The following is a 21049-nucleotide window of genomic DNA, read 5'->3' on the forward strand; positions in this document are numbered from 1 at the left end:
TTCAATGTGAAAAGATTCACAATGAAGAGAATGTGAACAAGGATAGGTTGTGAGTAATTGTTTTATTTTTTGTAACATTTTATCTGTTTTGGTAAACTAAGAATAGAGATATATGTAAAGGGGACAAAGACTTAATATGTGGATGAACTTGTAATGATTAGAAATTAGATAGATGAATTTTTCTCTCATAAGTGAGGGTTTATTTAGCTATCTGTAAATCATCCAAGGACTGCATATTTGGCTTGTACATCCCTTTTGTAAGGATAGATGCCTATTTTATGTATCTGTCTTTTTTTGTGGGAAATTTTATATCTCTTATATAAAGTATGCGCCCTTTAAACTTGGAGGAGTATATGATGAATCAATTAAAAAATAAAGTAGCAGTTGTTACAGGGGTAAGTCGTCTAGATGGTATTGGGGCAGCGATTTGTAAAGAATTAGCTGAAGCAGGATACAATATGTTTTTTACGTATTGGACAGCTTACGATAAAGAGATGCCTTGGGGCGTCGATAAAAATGAACAAATACAATTAAAAGAAGAGCTATTGCAAAACGGTGTTAGAGTATCGAGCATGGAGTTAGATTTAACTCGGAATGATGCACCGAAAGAGCTTATAAATAAAGTTACTGAACAATTAGGGTACCCTCATATATTAATTAATAATGCAGCATATTCTACGAATAATGATTTCTCTACGTTGACTGCTGAAGAACTAGATAAGCATTACATGGTAAATATCCGTGCGACTACATTGTTAAGTAGTCAATTTGCCCGGAGATTTGATAAGAAATCTGGTGGTAGAATTGTTAATATTACTTCGGGGCAATTTCAAGGTCCTATGGCAGGAGAACTAGCTTATGCGACAACGAAGGGAGCTATTGATGCTCTTACTAGTACATTGTCAGCAGAGGTAGCTCATTTAGGAATAACAGTGAATGCAATTAATCCAGGACCAACCGATACAGGATGGATGACTGAAGAGATAACACAAGGGTTAAAGCCGATGTTTCCTTTTGGCAGAATTGGTGAGCCAAAGGATGCAGCTAGACTCATTAAATTTTTAGTAAGTGAAGAAGCTGAGTGGATTACTGGGCAAGTTATTCATTCAGAAGGTGGATTTAAAAGATTAAAAAAAGAAGGCATCTCACCCTGGTGAGATGCCTTCTTTTTTTAATCTTTCTTCAATCTTCGTGCAACACCATTCCCTAAAGACTGTAATCCTTGAACGAGGATAATTAAAATAAAGACTGTTGCATACATTACTTCAGGTTCATAGCGTAAATGTCCGAAGCGGTATGCCAAGTCCCCTAGCCCTCCAGCACCTACGAGTCCAGCCATTGCTGTTGCGCCAATTAAGCCAATTGTTGCAATTGTTAATCCAAGTACAAGGGAGGGACGAGCTTCTTTCACCATGACGTGCCAAATGATTTTAATAGTAGAGATACCCATTGCTTGATAGGCCTCAATAACACCGCGATCTACTTCTAGTAAGGCTGTCTCCATTAAACGTGCGATATAAGGAGCTGTGAAGACGACAAGCGGTACGATCACACCTTGCACGCCAATGGATGTTCCCATTAGAAACTTTGTAAAAGGTAAGATGAAGAATAATAGAATGATAAATGGAAGAGAGCGAATTATATTAATAATTGTATTAAGAATAGGATAAATGATTTTATTTTCGTGCTGTCCACCAGGTCTTGTTAAAACAAGTGTTACACTAAGTGGCAGTGCAATAAGGATCGAGATGAGTAATGAAATAGATGTCATTTGAAAGGTTTGGATTGTGGCTTCCCATATGACTTTACTCCATTCATCCAAAAAGGACTTGTTTTCCATAGTCTGTTTTCCCTCCCTCTACGATGATACCTTTCTCTTGTAAGAATGCTAAAGCACGGTTTACTTCATTTTTTTCACCTTGCATATGAACGACAAGTTTCCCATATGCCTCATGTTTTAACTGTGTAATATTACCAGATAAAATATTTGGATATACTTGGAAACGTTTTGTGGCGACAGCTAGTGCTGGTTCTCCTGAAGAACTTCCTATAAAAGAAAGTGTTACAATTTCTCCAGTACTTTGTAGTTCTTTCTGTACCTCTTCTGGAATTTTCGCTGCAAATGCGCTATTTACAAATTTCTTCGTTGTTACATGTTGTGGGTTTGTGAAAATATCTTTCACAGTCCCGCTTTCGACTACAGATCCATGTTCCATAACGGCAACGCGGTCGCATATACGTTGGATGACATTCATTTCATGTGTAATGAGTAAAATCGTAATTCCAATTTCTTCGTTAATCTTTAATAACAAATCAAGAATAGAATCAGTTGTTTCTGGATCTAAAGCGCTCGTTGCTTCGTCACTTAATAACACTTCAGGCTCATGTGATAGTGCACGTGCAATTGCAACGCGCTGTTTTTGACCGCCAGAAAGTTCGCTTGGATAAGCATCTTTACGGTTAAAAAGATCCACGATGCGTAAATATTTTTCTACTCTTTTTTCAATTTCCGCTTTTGGAATGCCAGCAAGCCGTAACGGTAATGCAATATTTTCATAGACGGTAACAGTTTTAAGTAAATTGAATCCTTGAAAGATCATTCCGATTTTTTGTCTCGCTTTTGCTAGTTCTTTTGTTGATAATGTTGTTAGGTCTTGTTCGTTTACAATGATATTTCCTGTCGTTGGTTTTTCTAATAGATTTACACATCGAATCAATGTGCTTTTACCAGCGCCACTATACCCAATGATTCCAAATACATCGCCTTTTTCTACTTTAAGGGAAGTAGACTTAAGAGCCTCAACATTCCCTTTTGTTGTTGTAAATACTTTGGATATGTTTTTTAATTCAATCATTATCGTCAGCTCCTACCAAGATGGTAAAACTGAACCATCAAATTTTTTCTCGATAAACTCTTTTACTTCTTTAGATTGATAAGCTTTCTTTAATTTGTTTACAACGGCATCATCTTTATTTTCAGTACGAACAACGACCCAGTTCACATATGGTGAATCTTTTCCTTCGCGGAAAATAGAATCTTTCGCTGGACTTAATTTTGCACCTAATGCAAAGTTTGTATTAATTGCAGCTGCTTTCACTTCACTTAGTTGCGTTGGTAATTGAGAAGCTTCTAATTCAACAATCTTTAAATTTTTCGGGTTTTCAATTACATCTTTCGCAGTCGCTTTTTCTGTAGCCTTCGGATCAACTTTTAAAACCCCTGCTTTTTCAAATAATTTTAAAGCTCGCAGTTCATTCGTTGGGTCATTTGGTACAGCAATTGCATCGCCCTCTTTTAAGTCTTTTACATCTTTTATGTTTTTAGAATATATGCCCATAGGGAATGTTACTGTTGAAAATACTTCAGCTAATTTCATATTGCGTTCAGCTTTAAATACATCTAAATACGATTTTGTTTGGTAGCTATTTACATCAAGGCTTTTTTCATCTAAAGATACGTTCGGCGCTACATAATCATTAAATACTTTTATATCAATTTCGAGACCATCTTTTGCTGCAACTTCTTTTACCTTTTCAAAAATTTGTTCATGTGGTCCACCTGTTACACCGACAGTAATCTTTTTCTCGTCTAATGCTTTTACCTCTTTATCTGAACTCACGCTACATGCGCCTAATAATAATACTGCTCCGCTTACAATGCTTAATAATACCTTTTTCATCTATAAATCCCCCTTCATATACGTTCCAAAATAAAAAGCACCTCCCAAAAATAAGAGAGGTGCCGAATAGACGAAATAGATTCCTCTCTTATCTTCCAAAACGAAAACTCGTTTTGCAGGAATTAGCACCTTAGCTTATATGTTATAAGCTCGGTTGCCGGGCATCATCGGGCCAGTCCCTCCGCCACTCTTGATAAGAGTATGTGTATATAGTTTTGAATATGGTACTAATAGTAAATCGTACAAAAAGAATTGTCAATGATATTTTCAGAATATATTTTATTTTAAGGTAATCGAAACATTCCCTTTCTTATGGCCCATTTCTACATACGTATGGGCTTCTACAACTTCTTCTAATCGGTAAGTTCTATCAATAACAGGTTTTAGCTTTTCTGTTTCAGCTAGTTGTTTTAGTAGGTTCATATCTTCTTTACTGACCTTTGCCATCATTCCATTCACAGATACATATTTTCCATTAGGCATTAATGCATCTGTACAAAGAGACTTTTTATATTTTCCAACTGCATCAAATATAATATCGTAGTGCTCGCCCTGCTTAGTAAAATCTTCTTTCATATAATCAATTACGTTGTCTGCCCCTAAGGCTGTAACTAAATCGAAATTCGAACTACTACAAATAGCTGTGACAGTCGCCCCGAAGTATTTAGCAAGTTGTACGGCAGCTGTCCCTACTGAACCAGAGGCGCCGTATATAAGTACTCGTTGCCCTTTTTTTATCTGTCCTTTTCTAAGGAAGTGCAATGCTGAAGTTCCGCCAAAAGGAATAACGGCAGCTTCTTCATATGTCACATTGGTAGGTTTTAATGCTATTAATCCACTTTCATGCACGCATGTGTATTCGGCATAACCACCAAGGTTTAGTTCTGTTAATGCAAAAACTGGATCTCCTTTTTTAAATTGTGTTACATCTGTTCCAATGTCTTCGATTTCACCGGATAACTCTACGCCAAGTATAGGTTTCCTCGGTTTTCTGAAACCTAATATGATCCGCATAGGAATCCAAAATAAGAGGGGGCTATTAAAGCCACGTATTCTACAATCTCCAGTCGATACACTTGTTGCGTGAATTTTAACTAATACTTCATTTTTTTTAGGTTTAGGCTTTTCTACATTTTGAATCTGGAGAACATTAGGTGGTCCATACTTTGTGCAAATAATTGCTTTCATAATGACCTCCTGAAATGAGTTGTTATTATTTACATCATATTTAAACTTTTTCTCAAACATGTTGCTATATAGGAAAAAAATTAAAGAAGAATATTACGAATTATATAGATTTCATAGGAAAAGAGATGATATTATTTTTGGGAAGGAGGGGACGTTATGAAAAAACTTATTTTAATTTCAAGTTTAGTACTTGCAGTTGGTCTAGGAGTAGGGTGTAGTAATGAGGAAACAAAAAAGACTGATGAACCGAAAAAAGAAGCTGTGCAGAAAGAAAAGGAATTAACAGCGAAGGATGTTTTCAATAAAGCGAATGAAGCTTTTAAAAACGAAGAAAATGTAACGATGACATATGATGTGGGAATAAAGGCTGAAGGAACAGAGATGAATGTAATGAAGGCTAAAATGCAACTAGAGCCGAAGAAAAAAAACTCTCGTTCTGAAATGAATGTTTCTGGTACAGAGGTTATTGTTTATGATGTGGGTGGAAAAATTGCTGGTCAGGTGAAAAATCCTAATTCGGGTGAAGTTATGTCTGTACCAGAGGAACAATTAAATGCTAACGGAATGAATGCGACTCAAGGAATGGTAGATAATTTAGAGATTCCATCGGAAATTTTAAATAAAGTGAAGATGGAGAAAAGTGGAGATAATTATAAGCTGAAGTTTGCATTAAAAGGGAAAGAGACAGAGAGTATGCTAGCTAGTATGGATGAAAAGCAGAAACAAATGCTACAAGGCCAAAATGCAAAGATAGAAGAAATAGATGGGGAATATATTATTACAAAAGATTTTAAATATGAATCAGCAAAGATAGATATGGTTATGAGTAGCAATGGTGAAGATAAAGCGCACATTATTACGGATGCAAAGTTTACATCGTATGATAAATTTGATCCAATACAATTGCCAGCAGCAAAGTAATCACTGTCAAGAGAGGTACCTGAAAGAACGGGTATCTCTTTTTGTTGCTAATAAGGAGAGTGTCCTTTGAAAAAAAGAAAGATAGCAGTGGTCATTGCGGCATATACGGTTTTGCTTGCAAGTCTGTACATACGTATAAAAAACAAATTGATCATCCTATTATGAGTGATGTAGGTAAATTGCTTCCGACAAAAATAAAACGAGTTGAAAGTGCTACGGAAGAGCACTCGTTAATAAAATTAGTGCGAGATGCAAAAGTTTCAGGAGAGAAAATTTCCATTGCAGGTATGCAACATAGCCAAGGAGGACAGACATATTATCCGAATGGTACGATGCTCGATATGAAAGGATATAATAAAATATTAGAATTTGATCCAGAGAAGAAGCGGATTACAGTTCAAAGTGGTGTCACGTGGAATGATATTCAGAAGAAAATAAATCCATATGGCCTTGCGGTACAGGTCATGCAGTCTCAAAATATTTTTACTGTTGGTGGTTCATTAAGTGTAAATGTACACGGGCGTGATATTCGTCATGAGGCACTGATTGATACAATAGAGTCATTTAGATTGTTAATGGCAGATGGCACGGTACGTAATGTAAGTAGAGAAGAAAATGCAGCGTTATTTCCATATGTCATTGGTGGTTACGGTTTATTTGGAGTTATTTTAGATGTGACGCTGAAGTTAACAGATGATGAATTATATGAAATGCACACGAGAATGATAGATTATAAAGAATACGCATCTTATTTCAAAGAGAAAGTGAAAAGAGATGAGAATGTTCGTATGCACTTAGCACGTATTTCTGTTGCTCCAAATTCATTTTTAAAAGAGATGTATGTGACAGATTATACTTTGGCACAAAATCAAAATATGAGAGAAGAGTACAGTGAATTAAAGGAAGAAAATATTATAGCTGCACCGAAATTTTTACTTGGGTTATCACGTTATAGTGATTGGGGAAAGAATACATTTTGGAATATACAAAGAGGTTATTTTGAACGTACAGATGGAAAGTATGAGACGCGTAATAATGTTATGAGATCAGATAGTGCTTTTATGGAATATGAAAATCCAAATAGGACCGAAGTGTTACAAGAATACTTTGTGCCTATAGATGCTTTCACGGAGTATATAGATGATTTACGTAACGTATTAAATGAAGAAGAGTTTAATTTGCTCAACATTACGATTCGTTACGTGGAAAAGAATGAAAATGCAGTTTTGTCCTATGCGAAAGATGATATGTTTGCGCTGGTTCTTTTAATTAACCAGGGACGCTCAGATAGTGAGATAAAGAAAACAGAAGATGTCATTCGGAAGATGATTGATGTTACTTTAAAGCATAACGGTAGTTACTATTTGCCGTATTATTCTTATCCAACGAAAGAGCAGTTAAAAAGGGCATATCCTCGTATTGAAGAATTTCTCAAGAAAAAGAAGGAAGTAGATTCAGAAGAGAGATTTGTGAATTTATTTTATAGGGAGTATACGAAATGACATATAGAAGATTTGTAGCTTCGCAAAGTATCATCATGATGGCAGGAAGTATGGTATTTCCTTTTTATATATTATTGCTTCGAAACGTTGGAAATAGCTTCTCGCAATTTGGCTGGGCGTATGGCTTATTTGCTTTAACATCAGCACTTGTATATCCACTAGTGGGAAAGGTATCTGATCAAGTAGGTGATAAAAAATTATTAATAATATACGCTTGGTCCATGGCAATCTTAATGCTTTGTTTTCCGATTGCCACGGAAGTATGGCATGTGTATCTTCTTCAAATTGTAATGGGAGTTTTAGGTGCTGTGCAGCGTAATACTGAGAAGACTTCGTTAGCACGAAAGGTTGCGCAGGAAAAGGCTGGTTATGAGATTGGAAAATACCATGTGTGGACATCCATTGGCGGAGCAGTAGCGGTTATTGCCACGGGATATTTAGTAGATTTCTTTACGATTGGTACAATTTTTTATATTGCATCTATTCTATATGTAGTAAGCGGGATTGTATTAAGTAGTAAAAAAATATAACTATTCCTATTTTCACCTTAATACCCTTTATTTGTTATACTAAAAGGGAATACAAAAGAAAAGGGGACAGTGCCTTTGATGAAATTTGTAGTTTTAGCTATTCTTACTTTGTTTTTGATTCCATGGACAAGAAGTAGTAGTAAGCTTCGAGCAGTGGATAAGAAGGGAGATAAGAAGGTTGTAAAGGGTAAGAAATCATCTATTTTAGTTATTCCTGTTTTATTTTGGATAGGTATTGCAATCTATGAATACTTTTGGCTAATTGATGATCGAGTAGATTCGATTCTTACTCATTATTCTGTTGCAGTAGCAATTTTAATTGGGCTTGTTTTATTTTCACAAGATCAAATAGGTAAATTAGAAGGTACGTTAAAAGGACTTCTAATGTTTATTTTACTCGCAAGTTACGGTTACTTTGGTTATTTGCACGATATAGTAATCTCGCAAAAGAAATATGATTCTGTTGTTAAGGTAGAGAAAGATATTTCAGAGCCATTTACTGAAAATGACCAGCCGTTTACAGTGCCGCCAAAGACAGCGGAGAATAAGATGAAAAAAGTATTTGGTGATATTCCGAAAGTAGCTTATTTTGAGCTAGGAGAATTAACGCCACAAATGGTAAACGGCGAAGCTTTATATGTAGCGCCGATTGAAGTTTCAGGATTTTTTAAAGCGCGTAAAGCTGAGACAATTCCAGGGTATGTAACGATGTCAGGTACAAATCCTGATGCGGAAGCGAAACTGCACCTCGGTTATAAAATGAAATATGTGCCAAGCATGTTTTTTGGTAATAATTTAGAGCGTGTGGTAAGGCAAGCAGAACCAGATTTAATCTTTAAAGGAAAACCTAAATTTGAGGTTGATGATAAAGGGAAACCATATTATACAATGACGTATGGTGAATTTATTTCAGGAAGATCTGGATTTGAGGTAGAGGGTGTTGTCGTAGTAGACGCACAAACAGGTGAAGTGAAAAGGTATGATAAAGGAAAGGCACCTAAATTTGTTGATGGTGTATTAAATCATGAGACTGCATCTACGTTAAATACGTACTTTGGTAAATATATTCACGGATTTTGGAATACGAAATTCTCGCAAACTGATATGAAGATTCCGACTGAGTGGGGAACGAAAGAAGGCGTGACCCCGATCTTTGGTAAAGATGGAACACTATATTATTTTACAGACTTTACTTCTCCAAAAGAAGGAGTAGATTCAGCCCTAGGCTATTCATTAGTAGATGCACGCACAGGCAAGCTATATTACTATAATGGAAAAGAAGTGAAGGGGATTATGGATGGTTCAGCAGCTACAGAAGTAGTGGATAATTCCTTTAAGAGAGAGAAATGGCATGGGACAATGCCTGTCATTTATAACGTATACGGTAAACCAGCTTGGATTATTCCGGTTGTTGATGATGGAGGCCTAGTACGTGCACATACAGTTGTATATGCTGCTAATGCAAAAATATTTGCGACAGGTTCTTCGCAGAAAGAAGCGCTTGAGAATTATAAAAACGTAATGAACGGTAATGGTGATACCTTTAGACCAACCTCAACAGGAAAAGAAGCGCAAAAAGAAGGTATTGTACAACGTGTATATAAAGAGAAATCAGGTGAAAATACAATCGTGTACGTACTTTTAGAGAATGAACAAAAGGTATTTATGATACCGGTGAAGAAATTCCCGTATGCTATGTTTACAGAAGTAGGAGACCCAATTCAAATTACATATTTAGATACAGGAGAGACGATGGCCTCAGTATCTAAATTTACGAATAGCAATGTGAAAAAGTAAAGCGATAGAATTTCTATCGCTTTTTTTACATTATGAAAGAGGAAAATGCACTGTACTTGACGTATGTTTATGATGTAACTATAATTGTTACGATTCAGTGTGTATAGGAAAGGGTGAATTGAAAAATTGAATGAAGTTAATCACGAAATATATAAACCTGTAAAGGCAAACAGGTTATGGATGATTCTTGTATTAGGAACACTTACGGCGATTGGGCCATTATCTATTGATATGTATTTGCCTTCATTACCGAAGTTAACGGATGACTTGCAAACAGGTGCATCCCTAGCGCAGCTTACATTAACAGCTTGTCTGCTTGGGCTGTCAGTAGGACAATTATTTGTTGGCTCAATTAGTGACATTTACGGAAGACGCAAACCACTTATTATTGCTCTTATTATTTATGTTGCTTCTTCTTTACTTTGTGCTGTTGCGCCATCTATTTGGACATTAGTGTTATTGCGCTTCCTACAAGGAGCTTCAGGATCAGCCGGGATTGTTATATCACGTGCGATGGTACGTGATATGTACTCAGGTTCTGAAATGACGAAGTTTTTCTCATTGCTTATGTTAGTAAACGGAGCAGCACCTATTTTGGCACCGATTATTGGGGGGCAATTATTACAGTTTACAACGTGGCGCGGTGTTTTCATCGTTCTTGGAGCAATTAGCGTATTCATGTTAATCTCAGCTACTTTTGTATTGCGTGAAACATTACCTCCTGAAGAAAGAGAAACGGGTGGTTTGTCAGGGACTTTGGCGACGTACGGAAAATTGTTAAAGGACCGTCTGTTTATGGGATATGCATTGTCACAAGGATTAGTAACAGCGGCAATGTTTGCATACATTTCGGGCTCACCATTTGTGTTGCAGAACATATACGGAGCATCACCACAGCAATTTAGTTTATTCTTTGCGATTAACGGCATCGGTATTATTATTGCTAGTCAGGTAACGGGTCGTTTAGCGGGGAAAGTGAATGAGAAGACATTATTTGTTGCTGGTATTATTATCGCAGCTGTTGGTGGCCTATCTTTACTACTGACAATCGTACTAGGAATAGGTTTAATCGGTGTTTTATGTTCGTTATTCCTTGTTGTATCAAGTGTCGGGGTTGTATCAACAACTGGGTTCTCATTAGCGATGAGAAATCAGAAGCAAGCTGCAGGAACAGCGTCAGCTTTATTAGGCTTATTACAGTTCATTTCAGGAGCGCTTGTCGCTCCGCTAGTAGGTATTGGTGGGAGTAATACAGCGTTACCGATGGGTGTTGTTATTGCGCTTTGTGAAGTAGGAGCAGTATTATGTTATCTATTTATGGCCAGAAGAAGTGAGAAGCAGTTTGAACTGCAACAAAGGCAAAATTTAGAGGCTTAACAAAAAAGAACTGATTCAAAGGGAATGTTTGAATCAGTTCTTTTTTTCATTTCTTTGAAATACCTCATACATATTATTCATGATCGTATCATATAAAACAGCAAGTTTATCCCACACCCAGCGATTACTATCGACTTCTTTTTCCCCACAGTCGATAATATCGGTATGGTCAGTAATTTTATACGCTTTTTTAACGATAATAGGAGCAATCTTCGGTATACGTGGGATTTCCTTTAAGGTATCTGCAAAGTTTCCAATGTAGACATGACCGATGATTTCGATTGTTAATGATTTATCCGATATATTTAGCACGGTATGAAATTGATTTGTATGTTGTTGTTTTAAATATTGAGCTAACTTAAATGGAGCATGCTTCTTCTTTAATACGCGGCGAAGGCTCTCTGTATTTTCGATATGAAGTGATTTTTCGCGAATAAGGACACGAATATCTTCTCCCATAAAAGGCATTGTGTTGTACATAGATGATTCTCCTTAAAACCTTACATATGTTTGCGTTATGCATATGTAAGTCTAGCATGGTTTGTTCTTTATGTGTGCTTACAGTTTTGTAAGGTGATGTAGTAAAGCATTGCAAAAGTTATTTGTATAAAGTGACGATACTGTGACAAACATGTTGGTATATATATTACGATGTCGTCTTAAGTGTAAAAAGTAGGGCGTTCTCGGTATAATAACAAGTGGAGATAAAAGAAACTATAATGAGTAATAGCTGTAGATAAAAGGAGAAGAAGAGATGAAGAAGGTTTTGGGTATTGCTGTAATGGGAAGTATGATCCTTCTAGCAGGATGTAATGGAAATAAAGATACGAAAGAACCGAAAGAAAAGGTAGAGCAATCTACTGAACAAACAGAAGAGATGAAAGAATACCTTGCAGTACATGAAAAATACGATATAAAAATGAATAAAGAAATTAATAAAGCGCTGCAGTTATTTGAAGTGGCAAAAGAAAAGGGCGGTAAGGAAATAACGAATGCAACATATAAAGAAGACGTGCAAAAGGTAACAACGAGCATGTTAGAAGATATTGATCATATACGTAAAGAAATTCGTGTTCCGAAGTCGAAAGAGCAAGAACATGAGGTATATGTTGGTTTCTTGAATGAATCAGAACAAGCGATGAAAAAATTACAGAAGTTAGCTAAAGAAGAAGATTCATCGTTGATTCGTGATATAGAAATTAACTTTGCAACAGCATCGACATACTATAAACGTTTTCAAGCAGAAACGAAAAAATAACCTTGCCTGTGCAAGGTTATTTTTTCTTCTTGCCATCTCCGTCTTCATCCTCAGATACTAATATTTTCTGTTCTTCGTGAAATTCGGAAATAGTTTGCCCGGTAATATTATCGAAAGGAGTATAAAAAGAAGTAATACGTTTCTTTTTAATAAAGAGTTTATAGGAGCCGATGATGACAAGTATAACGATTGTTAAGGGTAATCCTATAGTAGCAAGAAGTAAGGGGTCCATCTTATAACTCCTTTAACATCATTTCTTTTTATGATAAGCCGAAAACTGTAATTTCGATAAATGAATTAAAAACTGATTTTTCTAAATTTATCCAATTCGATTGACTTTTCAATTTTTCAGAATTATAATTCGAAATATACAATTTGAACCAAATAATAATATAGCAATTTACTTATCCAGAGAGGTAGAGGGACTGGCCCTATGACACCTCAGCAGCGGGTTCTGTAATAGGAACACCGTGCTAATTCCAGCAAGCAAGTCTTGAAAGATAAGTGATGGGCCTTTGTTTGTTAAGCCTTGATCTTATTTTTTAAGATCAAGGCTTTTTGTATTCTAAAAAGAGAAAAGGGAGTAATGGAAAAAGTACATTCATAAAACAAAGTAAATTCATGTGTTTAGGGGGTTATTGAAGTGTATGTAATTAAAAAATTATCGGTTATGGTGTTCACACTATGGGTTATTACGACAGTGACATTTCTAATTATGCATATTATTCCAGGAGATCCATTTTCATCAGATGCAAAAATCTTTCCTGAAGAAGTGATCCAAAACATGAGAGCGAAGTATCACCTTGATGAACCGTTATGGAATCAATATGTTGCTTATTTAGACGGTGTAGTTCATTTTGATTTTGGTGAATCGGTTCAATCAACCGGGCAAGGTGTATCAGAAATTATAACAACTGGCTTTGGTCCATCAGCAATTATTGGTCTACAAGCACTTGTTATTTCATTGTTAGTAGGAATTGCGGCAGGGACATTTGCTGCTCTATATCATGGGAGAGTAATTGACTATAGTGTGAGTTTGCTCGCAATTTTAGGTATTTCTATTCCAAGTTTTATTTTAGCACCACTATTTATACAAGTATTCGCTATCCAATTTGAGTTTTTACCAGTAGCCTCTTGGGGAACATTCGAACATACGGTATTGCCATCCTTTGCATTAGCGTTAGGGCCAATCGCAGTTATTACAAGGTTTGTGCGTTCTAATATGATCGAAGTACTGCAGAGTGATTATATTAAGCTAGCAAGAGCAAAAGGTATACCAATTAAGAAGATTATTATAAGACACGCTCTTCGAAATGCGATTGTTCCAGTACTTACATTTGTTGGACCGTTAATGGCTGGACTCTTAACAGGGACTTTTGTTATTGAAAAAATCTTTTCAATTCCTGGCCTAGGAAAATATTTTGTAGATAGTATTTTTAACCGAGACTATCCGGTGATTATGGGAACAACGATTTTCTATAGTGCGTTATTAATTGCTTGTATTTTCATTACAGATATTATTCATCGCATTGTTGATCCGCGTATTCGTTCTATTACATAAGGAGGGGGGATATTTAAATGGGAGCTTATGAGATTAATGAACAGTTATTAACGAAAGAAGAGAAAAAAGAATTAACGATAAATAAAAATCAGCAAACAATTAGCAGAAAGAAAGAAGTGTTTCGTAAGTTTATATCGAATCCAATCGCAGTTTTAGGAACAGTGACGTTATTGCTAATTATTGTTTTCTCGCTTATTGGCGAAAGTTTAACTTTATTTACTGCGAGTGAACAAGTAAAAAAGGCAACAAATTTACCGCCGAGTAGTGAACATTGGTTTGGAACAGATGATCTAGGGAGAGATATTTGGGCACGTACTTGGGCTGGTGGGAAGATTTCACTAACAGTTGGATTAGTAGCAGCTGCCCTCGATATAGGGCTTGGTGTACTGATTGGTGGATTTAGTGGATATGTGAGAGGGCGTAATCGTCTTGGAACGTTAATAGATGAATGGATTATACGAGGGATTGAAGTGTTATATGGTATCCCATATTTATTAATTGTTATTTTACTATTGATCGTGATGAAACCAGGACTTTTTACAATTATAATCGCTCTTGCGTTAACAGGATGGATTGGCATGGCACGTCTCGTTAGAGCGCAGGTCTTGTCTTTAAAACAAAGAGAATTTGTTATTGCAGCAGAGCGATTAGGTACATCGCATATGAAGATTATATACGGACATATCATTCCGAACTTAACAGGCATTATTATCGTAAATTTATCATTTACAATTCCAGCAGCTATTTTCTCAGAATCATTTTTAAGCTTTATCGGACTAGGAGTGCAATCACCGGCAGCAAGCTGGGGGACGATGACGAATGATGCACTTGGGACATTATTGAGCGGAGAATGGTGGCAGCTATTCTTCCCAGCAATCATGATTGCACTCATTATGTTTGCATTTAATGCAATTGGTGATGGTTTGCAAGATGCAATTGATCCGAAGATTGTAAAACGGAATCGAAAGGAGAAAAAACATGGCACAGCTCTTATCTTTAGAAAACGTAACATTGACCGTTGAAAAAGAGAATAGTAAGCAAGCAATTGTGAAGCATGTTTCCTTTTCTATTAATGAAGGTGAAATCGTTGCACTTGTAGGAGAAAGTGGTTCAGGAAAAAGTGTTACAGCACAATCTATTGTCGGATTAAATCAAGAATCTATTCATATCGATGATGGGAATATAGCTTTCCAAGCAAATGAATTAACGAATTTACAAGAGTCAGAATGGAATCAAATTCGCGGAAAAGATATTTCCTTTATATTTCAAGATCCGCTTTCATCTTTAAACCCAACGATGAAGGTAGGCAAACAAATTACAGAAGTAGTTTTGCAACATGGGAAAAAATCGAAAAGAGAAGCAAAGGAAATTGCGATTAACTTGTTAACGGGTTTAGGGATACATGAAGCAGAGAAACGCTTTGAACAGTACCCACATCAATTAAGCGGAGGTATGAGGCAGCGTATTTGTTTAGCAATTGCGTTTGCTTGTCACCCAAAGCTTGTAATTGCAGACGAGCCGACAACAGCGTTAGATGTAACGATTCAGAAACAAATTATGGGGCTATTAAAAGAAAGAAAAGAAAAACAAAATACGAGTATTTTATTAATTACACATGATTTGGCACTTGTACGTGAAGTAGCTGATCGAGTAGTTGTTATGTACGGGGGACGTGTTGTTGAAAAAGGAACGATACAGGAGGTAATAGGTTCTCCTAAACATCCATATACGAAAAGTTTATTACAAGCAATTCCGAATATGGATGATTCCGAAAAGGTATTACGTGCTATAGAAGGAACGACACCTTCCATTGAAACATTAAATAGCTTTGGTTGTCCTTTTGTAAATCGTTGTCCAGTAGCGATAAAAGAATGTATTCATCGTTTTCCAGAGAGAACCACATATTCTAAGGAGCATAGTTCACATTGTTGGCAACATGTTCTAGAGCATAATAAAGCGAAATCAAAAGAGAAGGTGAATGCCTCATGACGACAGATTTAATTACTATAAAGCAAGTAACGAAAACGTATGGAAGTAAAAGTAAAGAAATCACAGCGTTAAAAGACATATCACTTTCTATTCCGAAAGGAACAACACTTGGCATTATTGGTGAAAGTGGTTCAGGAAAAACAACACTTGGAAAGCTCATAGCAGGGATTGAGAGTCCAACGTCTGGTGAAATTGATTATAACGGTCAAGTCGTTCACAAGCTGAAATCAGCTCATAGGCGAGATTTTTTACAGAAAGTACAGTTCATTTTTCAAGATTCCACAGCAGCATTAAATCCGCGCTGGAAAGTACGCGATAGCGTAACGGAGGGTTATATTTCATTCGGTTTAGGTGATAAAGGATTAAAGGATAAAGTAGCAGGTGATGCGCTAGAACGTGTGGGATTAGATAGACGATATATCGATCGCTATCCGCACGAATTTAGCGGAGGACAACGTCAACGAATTGCTATTGCAAGAGCGTTATTGTGTGAGCCAGAAGTATTGATTCTTGATGAACCAATTTCAGCATTAGATGTTTCATTGCAAATTCAAATTGTACATCTGCTGCAAAAGATTCAAAAGGAACAAGGCTATACATATTTATTTATCGCACATGATTTGCCGATGGTTCACTATTTATGTGAAAAAGTGGCTGTCTTATATAAAGGAGAACTTGTTGAATTTGGAAATACGGACGAAGTGTTCTGTAATCCACAACATTCTTATACAAAAACACTATTGGCATCAACACCAAAAATTTCAGGTTAAAGGAGAATGTAGGATGAAGAAGTTTTTACTGTTTGTCATTATGACTGTTTTAGCAATTACTTCTGTCGCTTGCGGTAAGAAAGAGACGCAAAAGGCGAGTGCTGGTAAGGGAGAAGGAGATCGATTAGTAACGAATATTGGTAGCGATCCATATACACTTGATTCCGCTATTGCGACAGATAGCACGTCAGGTTATGTAATTGGACATTTATTCTCAAGCTTATATACGCAAGATAGTGATGGGAAATATCAAAATGAATTAGCAGAGAAAGAAGAAGTAAATGCTGATGGAACTGAGTATACAATTCATTTAAAGAAAGATATTAAATGGTCAGATGGTTCTGCTATTACAGCAAATGATTTTGAATTTGCATGGAAGCGATTATTGAATCCGAAAACGGGTTCTATGAATGCAACAGAAATGTATTTTATTAAAGGGGCAGAGGCATACAATACTGGAAAAGGTGAAGAAGGACAAGTTGGTATTCAAGTCGTTGATCCTCAAACATTAAAGGTAACTCTTGAACATCCAGTTGCTTCTATTAAACAGAAATTAGCAAGCTCATTATTTATTCCATTAGCTAAAAAGTCGATTGATGATAATAATAAATTAAAAACAGATCCAAAAGAGTTAATTACGAACGGGCCATTCACATTAAAAGAATGGAAGCATAATCAGGCTATTACAGTACAAAAAAATAAAGAATACTATGATAAAAAGGTAACATTAAAAGAAATTGAGTTTCGTATTATTCCAGATTCTAAAACAGCGTACCAATTATATAAATCAAAAGAATTAGATTTACTAAGCGGTTTACCGCAAGAAATGATTGAAAAAGAAAAAGGAAATAAAGAATATAAACGTGTTGCAGGATTTTCATCTTATATTTATTCGTTTAACGTAGAAAAAGAGCCATTCACAAATGCGAAAGTACGTAAAGCATTCTCATTAGCAGTTGATCGTAAGTTTATTGTTGAAAAACTGTATAAAAACAATGCACAAGAAGCAAATGCATTCGTTCCAGAAGGAGCAAAAACACAAAGTGGGCGTGATTTCCGTAAAGAAAAAGGTGGTTACGTTAAATTTGATCCAGCAGAAGCGAAAAAATTATTAGAAGAAGGCATGAAAGAACAAGGCTGGTCTACATTACCTGAAGTAACATTAAAATTCACTACAGATACACAACATAAAAAAGTAGCAGAAGCAATGCAAGAAATGTTTAAGAAAAATCTTGGCGTAGATATTAAATTAGAAAATAAAGAGTGGAAGAGTTACATCGACACATATAAGCAAAGTGATTTCCAATTGGCTTATATGGGATGGGGCGGTTCTTTATTAGATCCAATTACTAAATTAGATTTATATGCAGGTGATGGTCCAAACAATTATGCAAAATGGCATAATAAAGAATTTGATGCTTTAGTGAAGGAAGCAGAAGTTGAACAAAATGAAGATAAGCGTTTTGACTTATTGCATAAAGCGGAAGATATTATGTTTACAGATTCACCATTAATTCCAATTATATTCCCGTCGGATTCCTATTTACAAAAACAAACGGTATCTGGACTTCAATATTATGTTGGATCTAAACCAGATTTAAGATATGCAAAAATAAAGAAGTAGGCAATCGCCTACTTCTTTATTTTATTTCTCTTTTATATTCTTTTTTCGTTCCATCAGAGAAGACAACTTCTAAATCGAATTTTTGGTAGTCTTTATCAAGTTTGAACACGTTCACTACTTGATCGATTACTTCTTGGTCAGGAGTATCTTTATCAAATTTTAATTCTTGTAGAAGTGGGCTTAATTTTGTAATAGCCTCGTCACCTGTAAACTTTGCATTTGTTTTATGGTCTTCAAGCTTTGCTTCCATTTTCTTATCAGCGGCTACATTCTTATAATCAGCTTCGTAGTCTTTCTTCGTATCTTGATAGTCTGCATCTAAACTAAATTCATTAAAGTTTAGTTTTAAATCTGCAGGAGCCTCATTTTTTGCTTCTTCAGTCGTCTTTTTATTAGAAGTTGTGTCTTCTTTTGCAGGGGCTTTACATCCTGTTAATGCAGGTACTAGCATAAGAGCTAATAAAACTGATAGTAGAATTCTCATTATAAATTCCTCCTTATGTAAATTCGTTCTATACAAGTTTTTCCCAAAAACATGTAATTATGTATGTGTTGAAAATAAATTATTATCCTGCAGTCACAAGGGCTCATCCGCAATTTAAATCAAAAATGATTTGTATGTATATGGTAAATTGAAGTTGTGAGGAGGTACTGAAATGCTTTCTAAAACGTATCAAACGATCGGTGAATTATTTCAAGCAACATATGCAGCAAATGGCTATTATACAATAATATTCGGAGGAGTTAGTTTAGAGAGAAATATTATTTCATTATTAGTTATTGTATTGGTTACACAATTAGTAGCAGTGACGACTTTAGCTATAAAAGGAATGGTAAAGGGAAGAGGAAGCTCTGTAGTTAAAGTTGTATAAAAGTAAAAGGTATCCTTCGTAGGATACCTTTTACTTTTGTTATTTTGCAACTTCTGTCCACTTATAGTTAAATTCACCGCCGAAGTCAGTCGTTACAAGTCCTTTAATGAAAGAGCGTTGTAAGTAAGAACGACCTTGTTGGTATAAAGGAGCGACAGCGCCGTCTTGTAATAGAATTTTTTCAGCTTGCTTCATTGCTTCAAAGCGTGCTTTTTCATCGCCAGCTAAATCTGTTTTCACTTTATGAATGAGCTCATCGTACTCTTTGTTAGAGTACTTATCGAAGTTATAAGCACTATCTGTTGTAAATAAATCTAAGAATGTAATTGGATCAGCGAAGTCAGGGCCCCAGCCGTCAATACCAATTTCATAGTCACCACTTAATAGTAGTTTCAACTGTTGTTTACGTGGTTGCGGTTTTAAATTCACTGTTAATCCATCTAAGTTCTTTTCTAACTCACCTTTTAAATATTCACCAGTCTTTTTAGCTAAAGCATTGTCACTTGTTAATAGTTCGATTGTTACTTTGTCAGTACCAAGTTCTTGTTTTGCTTTTTTCCAGTTTTCTTTCGCTGTTTTCACATCATCCTTGACTAGATTTCCATTTTCTTTACGGAAGTCATTGCCTTCTGGACTTTTTGCAAATTTCGCAGGAACCATTCCTTCAGCTGGAACAGCACCGTTATTTAAAATTGTTTCTACGTATGCTTTTTTATTCATTGCGCCGTTAATAGCAAGGCGTGCATGTTGATTTTTTAATGTTTCATTTTTCTGATTTAGTCGTAAGAATTGAATGCCGACTTCAGCGCGTTCCTTGAAGTTTGGATCGCTCTTATATTTATCAACAAACTCTGCAGTTAAAGCAACGCGATCAATTTGTCCTGAATCATATAAATTCACTTCTGTAGACTTATCTTTAACGACATTGAAGTTGATTTCTTCTAATTTTACCGTTTTAGCATCCCAATAGTTAGGGTTTTTCTTCAATTGGAAACTTTGTTCGTGTTTCCAGTTATCTAATGTGAAAGCACCGTTGTAAATTAAATGATTTGTTTCTAAACCGTATTTATCGCCCTGAGACTTTAAGTACTCTTCATTAATTGGCAAGAATGTTGAGAATGTCGTTAAGCTTAAGAAGTAAGGAACAGGACGGTCTAGTTGTACTTCTAACGTTTTGTCATCAACAGCTTTGACCCCTAGTTGATCAATTGGTAATTGTTTTTGGTTTATTTGTTTCGCATTCTGTACATCGAAGAATAAGAATGCGTATTCAGCTGCTGTATCAGGATTTACGGCACGTTGCCAAGCAAAGACGAAGTCCTTTGCTGTAACAGGAGTACCGTTTGACCATTTTGAATCACGCAGATGGAATGTATATTTTGTTTTATCGGGACTAATGTCAACCGACTCAGCAACACCAGGAATCGGTTTATTATCTTCTCCCATTGCATATAAACCTTCAAAAACATTGCGCATTACATTCATGGATTCCCCATCCGTTGCTTTTGCAACATCCATTGTTGGAATTTCTGAAGCGAATGATAAGTTAATTGCTTGTTTATCAGGTACTTTATCGTTTGCTTTCGCTCCGCCTGCATTATCTTTATTTCCCCCGCAAGCAGTTAGTAATAGACTTGCCCCTAAAACAGATGCAACAACAGGTACAACTTTTTTCTTCATTGTTCGTTCCTCCCTAAATGTGTTGTTCGTAACGTCATAATGTCCATGTCTTGAAGTAGCTATAGAAGGAGATGAAACCTATTATAAATATTTGTTTATAGGTAATCAGGTGTTCTATATGTATATACATGTTGAGCTATAATCTATCGTTATATGTTTCAACGTAGTAGACATTATATTTTGATGGTGAAATATTTTGTTTCTTTGATTATTTAGAATATTAACACTGGAAAGAACTATATGTCAATAATAAAAATAGAATGTTAATTTCTTAGAATAATATATTAAAAAAGTAGATTC

The 21049-nt window shown here is 35.7% G+C and carries 20 protein-coding genes, 1 pseudogene and 2 riboswitches; of the genes and pseudogenes, 13 read left to right on the forward strand and 8 right to left on the reverse strand.

The genetic code is table 11. The features are described from left to right. The first annotated feature begins 353 nt into the window (after window positions 1-353). Entirely contained in the window at window positions 354-1157 is an 804-nt protein-coding gene (locus MR160_RS18625) for an SDR family oxidoreductase (RefSeq protein WP_242297850.1), read from the forward strand. A 14-nt stretch (window positions 1158-1171) separates the two neighbouring features. On the opposite strand, the gene MR160_RS18630 is transcribed toward MR160_RS18625, so the two are convergent. The 4 genes from MR160_RS18630 to MR160_RS18645 form a co-directional block, all read right to left on the reverse strand. Further along, complete coding sequence (locus MR160_RS18630; RefSeq protein WP_000428878.1) at window positions 1172-1840, reverse strand: methionine ABC transporter permease; 669 nt, start codon at window positions 1838-1840, stop codon at window positions 1172-1174. Then, window positions 1815-2855 (reverse strand): methionine ABC transporter ATP-binding protein, encoded by a 1041-nt coding sequence (locus tag MR160_RS18635; RefSeq protein ID WP_242297851.1) that lies wholly within the window; start codon window positions 2853-2855, stop codon window positions 1815-1817. Before MR160_RS18635 ends, MR160_RS18630 begins: the two co-directional genes overlap by 26 nt. A gap of 12 nt (window positions 2856-2867) precedes the next feature. Continuing rightward, window positions 2868-3680, reverse strand: a complete 813-nt coding sequence (locus MR160_RS18640) for a MetQ/NlpA family ABC transporter substrate-binding protein (protein WP_000756989.1) — start codon at window positions 3678-3680, stop codon at window positions 2868-2870. 85 nt (window positions 3681-3765) lie between these two features. Beyond that, window positions 3766-3880: riboswitch (SAM riboswitch) on the reverse strand. Window positions 3881-3959: 79 nt separating this feature from the next. Next, window positions 3960-4868: an NAD(P)-dependent alcohol dehydrogenase gene (locus MR160_RS18645; protein WP_000643848.1), complete on the reverse strand. Its 909-nt coding sequence runs from the start codon at window positions 4866-4868 to the stop codon at window positions 3960-3962. Window positions 4869-5024: 156 nt separating this feature from the next. Between MR160_RS18645 and MR160_RS18650 the strand changes: the two genes are divergently transcribed. From MR160_RS18650 to MR160_RS18670, 5 genes and pseudogenes are all read left to right on the forward strand, one after another. Further along, window positions 5025-5789, forward strand: a complete 765-nt coding sequence (locus MR160_RS18650; RefSeq protein WP_000733608.1) for a DUF6612 family protein — start codon at window positions 5025-5027, stop codon at window positions 5787-5789. A 66-nt stretch (window positions 5790-5855) separates the two neighbouring features. Further along, window positions 5856-7291, forward strand: a pseudogene (locus tag MR160_RS18655) (FAD-binding protein). Beyond that, window positions 7288-7821: an MFS transporter gene (locus MR160_RS18660; protein WP_000222368.1), complete on the forward strand. Its 534-nt coding sequence runs from the start codon at window positions 7288-7290 to the stop codon at window positions 7819-7821. Before MR160_RS18655 ends, MR160_RS18660 begins: the two are co-directional and overlap by 4 nt. 78 nt (window positions 7822-7899) lie before the next feature. Beyond that, complete coding sequence (locus MR160_RS18665) at window positions 7900-9618, forward strand: DUF3981 domain-containing protein (RefSeq protein ID WP_000674042.1); 1719 nt, start codon at window positions 7900-7902, stop codon at window positions 9616-9618. A gap of 117 nt (window positions 9619-9735) precedes the next feature. After that, window positions 9736-10995 (forward strand): multidrug effflux MFS transporter, encoded by a 1260-nt coding sequence (locus MR160_RS18670; protein WP_242297853.1) that lies wholly within the window; start codon window positions 9736-9738, stop codon window positions 10993-10995. A gap of 33 nt (window positions 10996-11028) precedes the next feature. On the opposite strand, the gene MR160_RS18675 is transcribed toward MR160_RS18670, so the two are convergent. Next, complete coding sequence (locus tag MR160_RS18675) at window positions 11029-11475, reverse strand: hypothetical protein (RefSeq protein ID WP_000282869.1); 447 nt, start codon at window positions 11473-11475, stop codon at window positions 11029-11031. A 274-nt stretch (window positions 11476-11749) separates the two neighbouring features. On the opposite strand from MR160_RS18675, the gene MR160_RS18680 reads away from it, so the two are divergent. After that, on the forward strand, window positions 11750-12253 hold the full coding sequence (locus MR160_RS18680; RefSeq protein ID WP_000756523.1) for a hypothetical protein: 504 nt from the start codon (window positions 11750-11752) through the stop codon (window positions 12251-12253). A 16-nt stretch (window positions 12254-12269) separates the two neighbouring features. Here MR160_RS18680 and MR160_RS18685 read toward each other — a convergent pair whose 3' ends face one another. Then, entirely contained in the window at window positions 12270-12485 is a 216-nt protein-coding gene (locus MR160_RS18685) for a DUF3951 domain-containing protein (protein WP_000371395.1), read from the reverse strand. A 169-nt stretch (window positions 12486-12654) separates the two neighbouring features. Beyond that, a riboswitch (SAM riboswitch) is annotated at window positions 12655-12760 on the forward strand. Between the two features lie 136 nt (window positions 12761-12896). Between MR160_RS18685 and MR160_RS18690 the strand changes: the two genes are divergently transcribed. From MR160_RS18690 to MR160_RS18710, 5 genes are read left to right on the forward strand one after another with little or no spacing between them, the layout of a single operon-like run. Beyond that, the gene (locus tag MR160_RS18690) at window positions 12897-13814 is read left to right on the forward strand and encodes an ABC transporter permease (protein ID WP_000289326.1); all 918 of its coding nucleotides are present in this window, start codon (window positions 12897-12899) and stop codon (window positions 13812-13814) included. Window positions 13815-13831: 17 nt separating this feature from the next. Further along, window positions 13832-14836, forward strand: a complete 1005-nt coding sequence (locus tag MR160_RS18695; RefSeq protein WP_000501533.1) for an ABC transporter permease — start codon at window positions 13832-13834, stop codon at window positions 14834-14836. Beyond that, a complete protein-coding gene (locus MR160_RS18700; RefSeq protein WP_000057892.1) occupies window positions 14793-15803 on the forward strand; it encodes an ABC transporter ATP-binding protein in 1011 nt (336 codons plus the stop codon). Before MR160_RS18695 ends, MR160_RS18700 begins: the two co-directional genes overlap by 44 nt. Further along, a complete protein-coding gene (locus MR160_RS18705; protein WP_000205646.1) occupies window positions 15800-16573 on the forward strand; it encodes an ABC transporter ATP-binding protein in 774 nt (257 codons plus the stop codon). The genes MR160_RS18700 and MR160_RS18705 overlap by 4 nt, the downstream gene beginning before the upstream one ends. Window positions 16574-16586: 13 nt before the next feature. Then, entirely contained in the window at window positions 16587-18197 is a 1611-nt protein-coding gene (locus tag MR160_RS18710) for a peptide ABC transporter substrate-binding protein (protein ID WP_000714110.1), read from the forward strand. Between the two features lie 16 nt (window positions 18198-18213). Here the strand turns inward: MR160_RS18710 and MR160_RS18715 are convergent, their stop codons facing one another. Then, window positions 18214-18681, reverse strand: coding sequence for a YusW family protein (locus MR160_RS18715; RefSeq protein ID WP_001221557.1), 468 nt, complete (start codon window positions 18679-18681; stop codon window positions 18214-18216). Between the two features lie 172 nt (window positions 18682-18853). Between MR160_RS18715 and MR160_RS18720 the strand changes: the two genes are divergently transcribed. Continuing rightward, window positions 18854-19069 carry a hypothetical protein gene (locus MR160_RS18720; RefSeq protein ID WP_000949587.1) on the forward strand — a complete coding sequence of 72 codons (216 nt, stop codon included), beginning with the start codon at window positions 18854-18856 and terminating at the stop codon, window positions 19067-19069. A 39-nt stretch (window positions 19070-19108) separates the two neighbouring features. Here the strand turns inward: MR160_RS18720 and MR160_RS18725 are convergent, their stop codons facing one another. Continuing rightward, the gene (locus tag MR160_RS18725) at window positions 19109-20749 is read right to left on the reverse strand and encodes a peptide ABC transporter substrate-binding protein (RefSeq protein WP_000731066.1); all 1641 of its coding nucleotides are present in this window, start codon (window positions 20747-20749) and stop codon (window positions 19109-19111) included. Window positions 20750-21049 lie beyond the last annotated feature (300 nt).

The sequence above is a fragment of the Bacillus cereus group sp. BfR-BA-01382 genome, from assembly GCF_022663475.1.
GTDB lineage: Bacteria > Bacillota > Bacilli > Bacillales > Bacillaceae_G > Bacillus_A > Bacillus_A thuringiensis_S.

What these genes read in the sequence shown, in the direction of transcription:
- MR160_RS18625 (WP_242297850.1), top strand. Translation starts at nt 354, where the DNA reads ATGATGAATCAATTAAAAAATAAAGTAGCAGTTGTTACAGGGGTAAGT.
- MR160_RS18630 (WP_000428878.1), bottom strand. Translation starts at nt 1,840, where the DNA reads ATGGAAAACAAGTCCTTTTTGGATGAATGGAGTAAAGTCATATGGGAA.
- MR160_RS18635 (WP_242297851.1), bottom strand. Translation starts at nt 2,855, where the DNA reads ATGATTGAATTAAAAAACATATCCAAAGTATTTACAACAACAAAAGGG.
- MR160_RS18640 (WP_000756989.1), bottom strand. Translation starts at nt 3,680, where the DNA reads ATGAAAAAGGTATTATTAAGCATTGTAAGCGGAGCAGTATTATTATTA.
- MR160_RS18645 (WP_000643848.1), bottom strand. Translation starts at nt 4,868, where the DNA reads ATGAAAGCAATTATTTGCACAAAGTATGGACCACCTAATGTTCTCCAG.
- MR160_RS18650 (WP_000733608.1), top strand. Translation starts at nt 5,025, where the DNA reads ATGAAAAAACTTATTTTAATTTCAAGTTTAGTACTTGCAGTTGGTCTA.
- MR160_RS18660 (WP_000222368.1), top strand. Translation starts at nt 7,288, where the DNA reads ATGACATATAGAAGATTTGTAGCTTCGCAAAGTATCATCATGATGGCA.
- MR160_RS18665 (WP_000674042.1), top strand. Translation starts at nt 7,900, where the DNA reads ATGAAATTTGTAGTTTTAGCTATTCTTACTTTGTTTTTGATTCCATGG.
- MR160_RS18675 (WP_000282869.1), bottom strand. Translation starts at nt 11,475, where the DNA reads ATGTACAACACAATGCCTTTTATGGGAGAAGATATTCGTGTCCTTATT.
- MR160_RS18680 (WP_000756523.1), top strand. Translation starts at nt 11,750, where the DNA reads ATGAAGAAGGTTTTGGGTATTGCTGTAATGGGAAGTATGATCCTTCTA.
- MR160_RS18685 (WP_000371395.1), bottom strand. Translation starts at nt 12,485, where the DNA reads ATGGACCCCTTACTTCTTGCTACTATAGGATTACCCTTAACAATCGTT.
- MR160_RS18695 (WP_000501533.1), top strand. Translation starts at nt 13,832, where the DNA reads ATGGGAGCTTATGAGATTAATGAACAGTTATTAACGAAAGAAGAGAAA.
- MR160_RS18700 (WP_000057892.1), top strand. Translation starts at nt 14,793, where the DNA reads ATGGCACAGCTCTTATCTTTAGAAAACGTAACATTGACCGTTGAAAAA.
- MR160_RS18705 (WP_000205646.1), top strand. Translation starts at nt 15,800, where the DNA reads ATGACGACAGATTTAATTACTATAAAGCAAGTAACGAAAACGTATGGA.
- MR160_RS18710 (WP_000714110.1), top strand. Translation starts at nt 16,587, where the DNA reads ATGAAGAAGTTTTTACTGTTTGTCATTATGACTGTTTTAGCAATTACT.
- MR160_RS18715 (WP_001221557.1), bottom strand. Translation starts at nt 18,681, where the DNA reads ATGAGAATTCTACTATCAGTTTTATTAGCTCTTATGCTAGTACCTGCA.
- MR160_RS18720 (WP_000949587.1), top strand. Translation starts at nt 18,854, where the DNA reads ATGCTTTCTAAAACGTATCAAACGATCGGTGAATTATTTCAAGCAACA.
- MR160_RS18725 (WP_000731066.1), bottom strand. Translation starts at nt 20,749, where the DNA reads ATGAAGAAAAAAGTTGTACCTGTTGTTGCATCTGTTTTAGGGGCAAGT.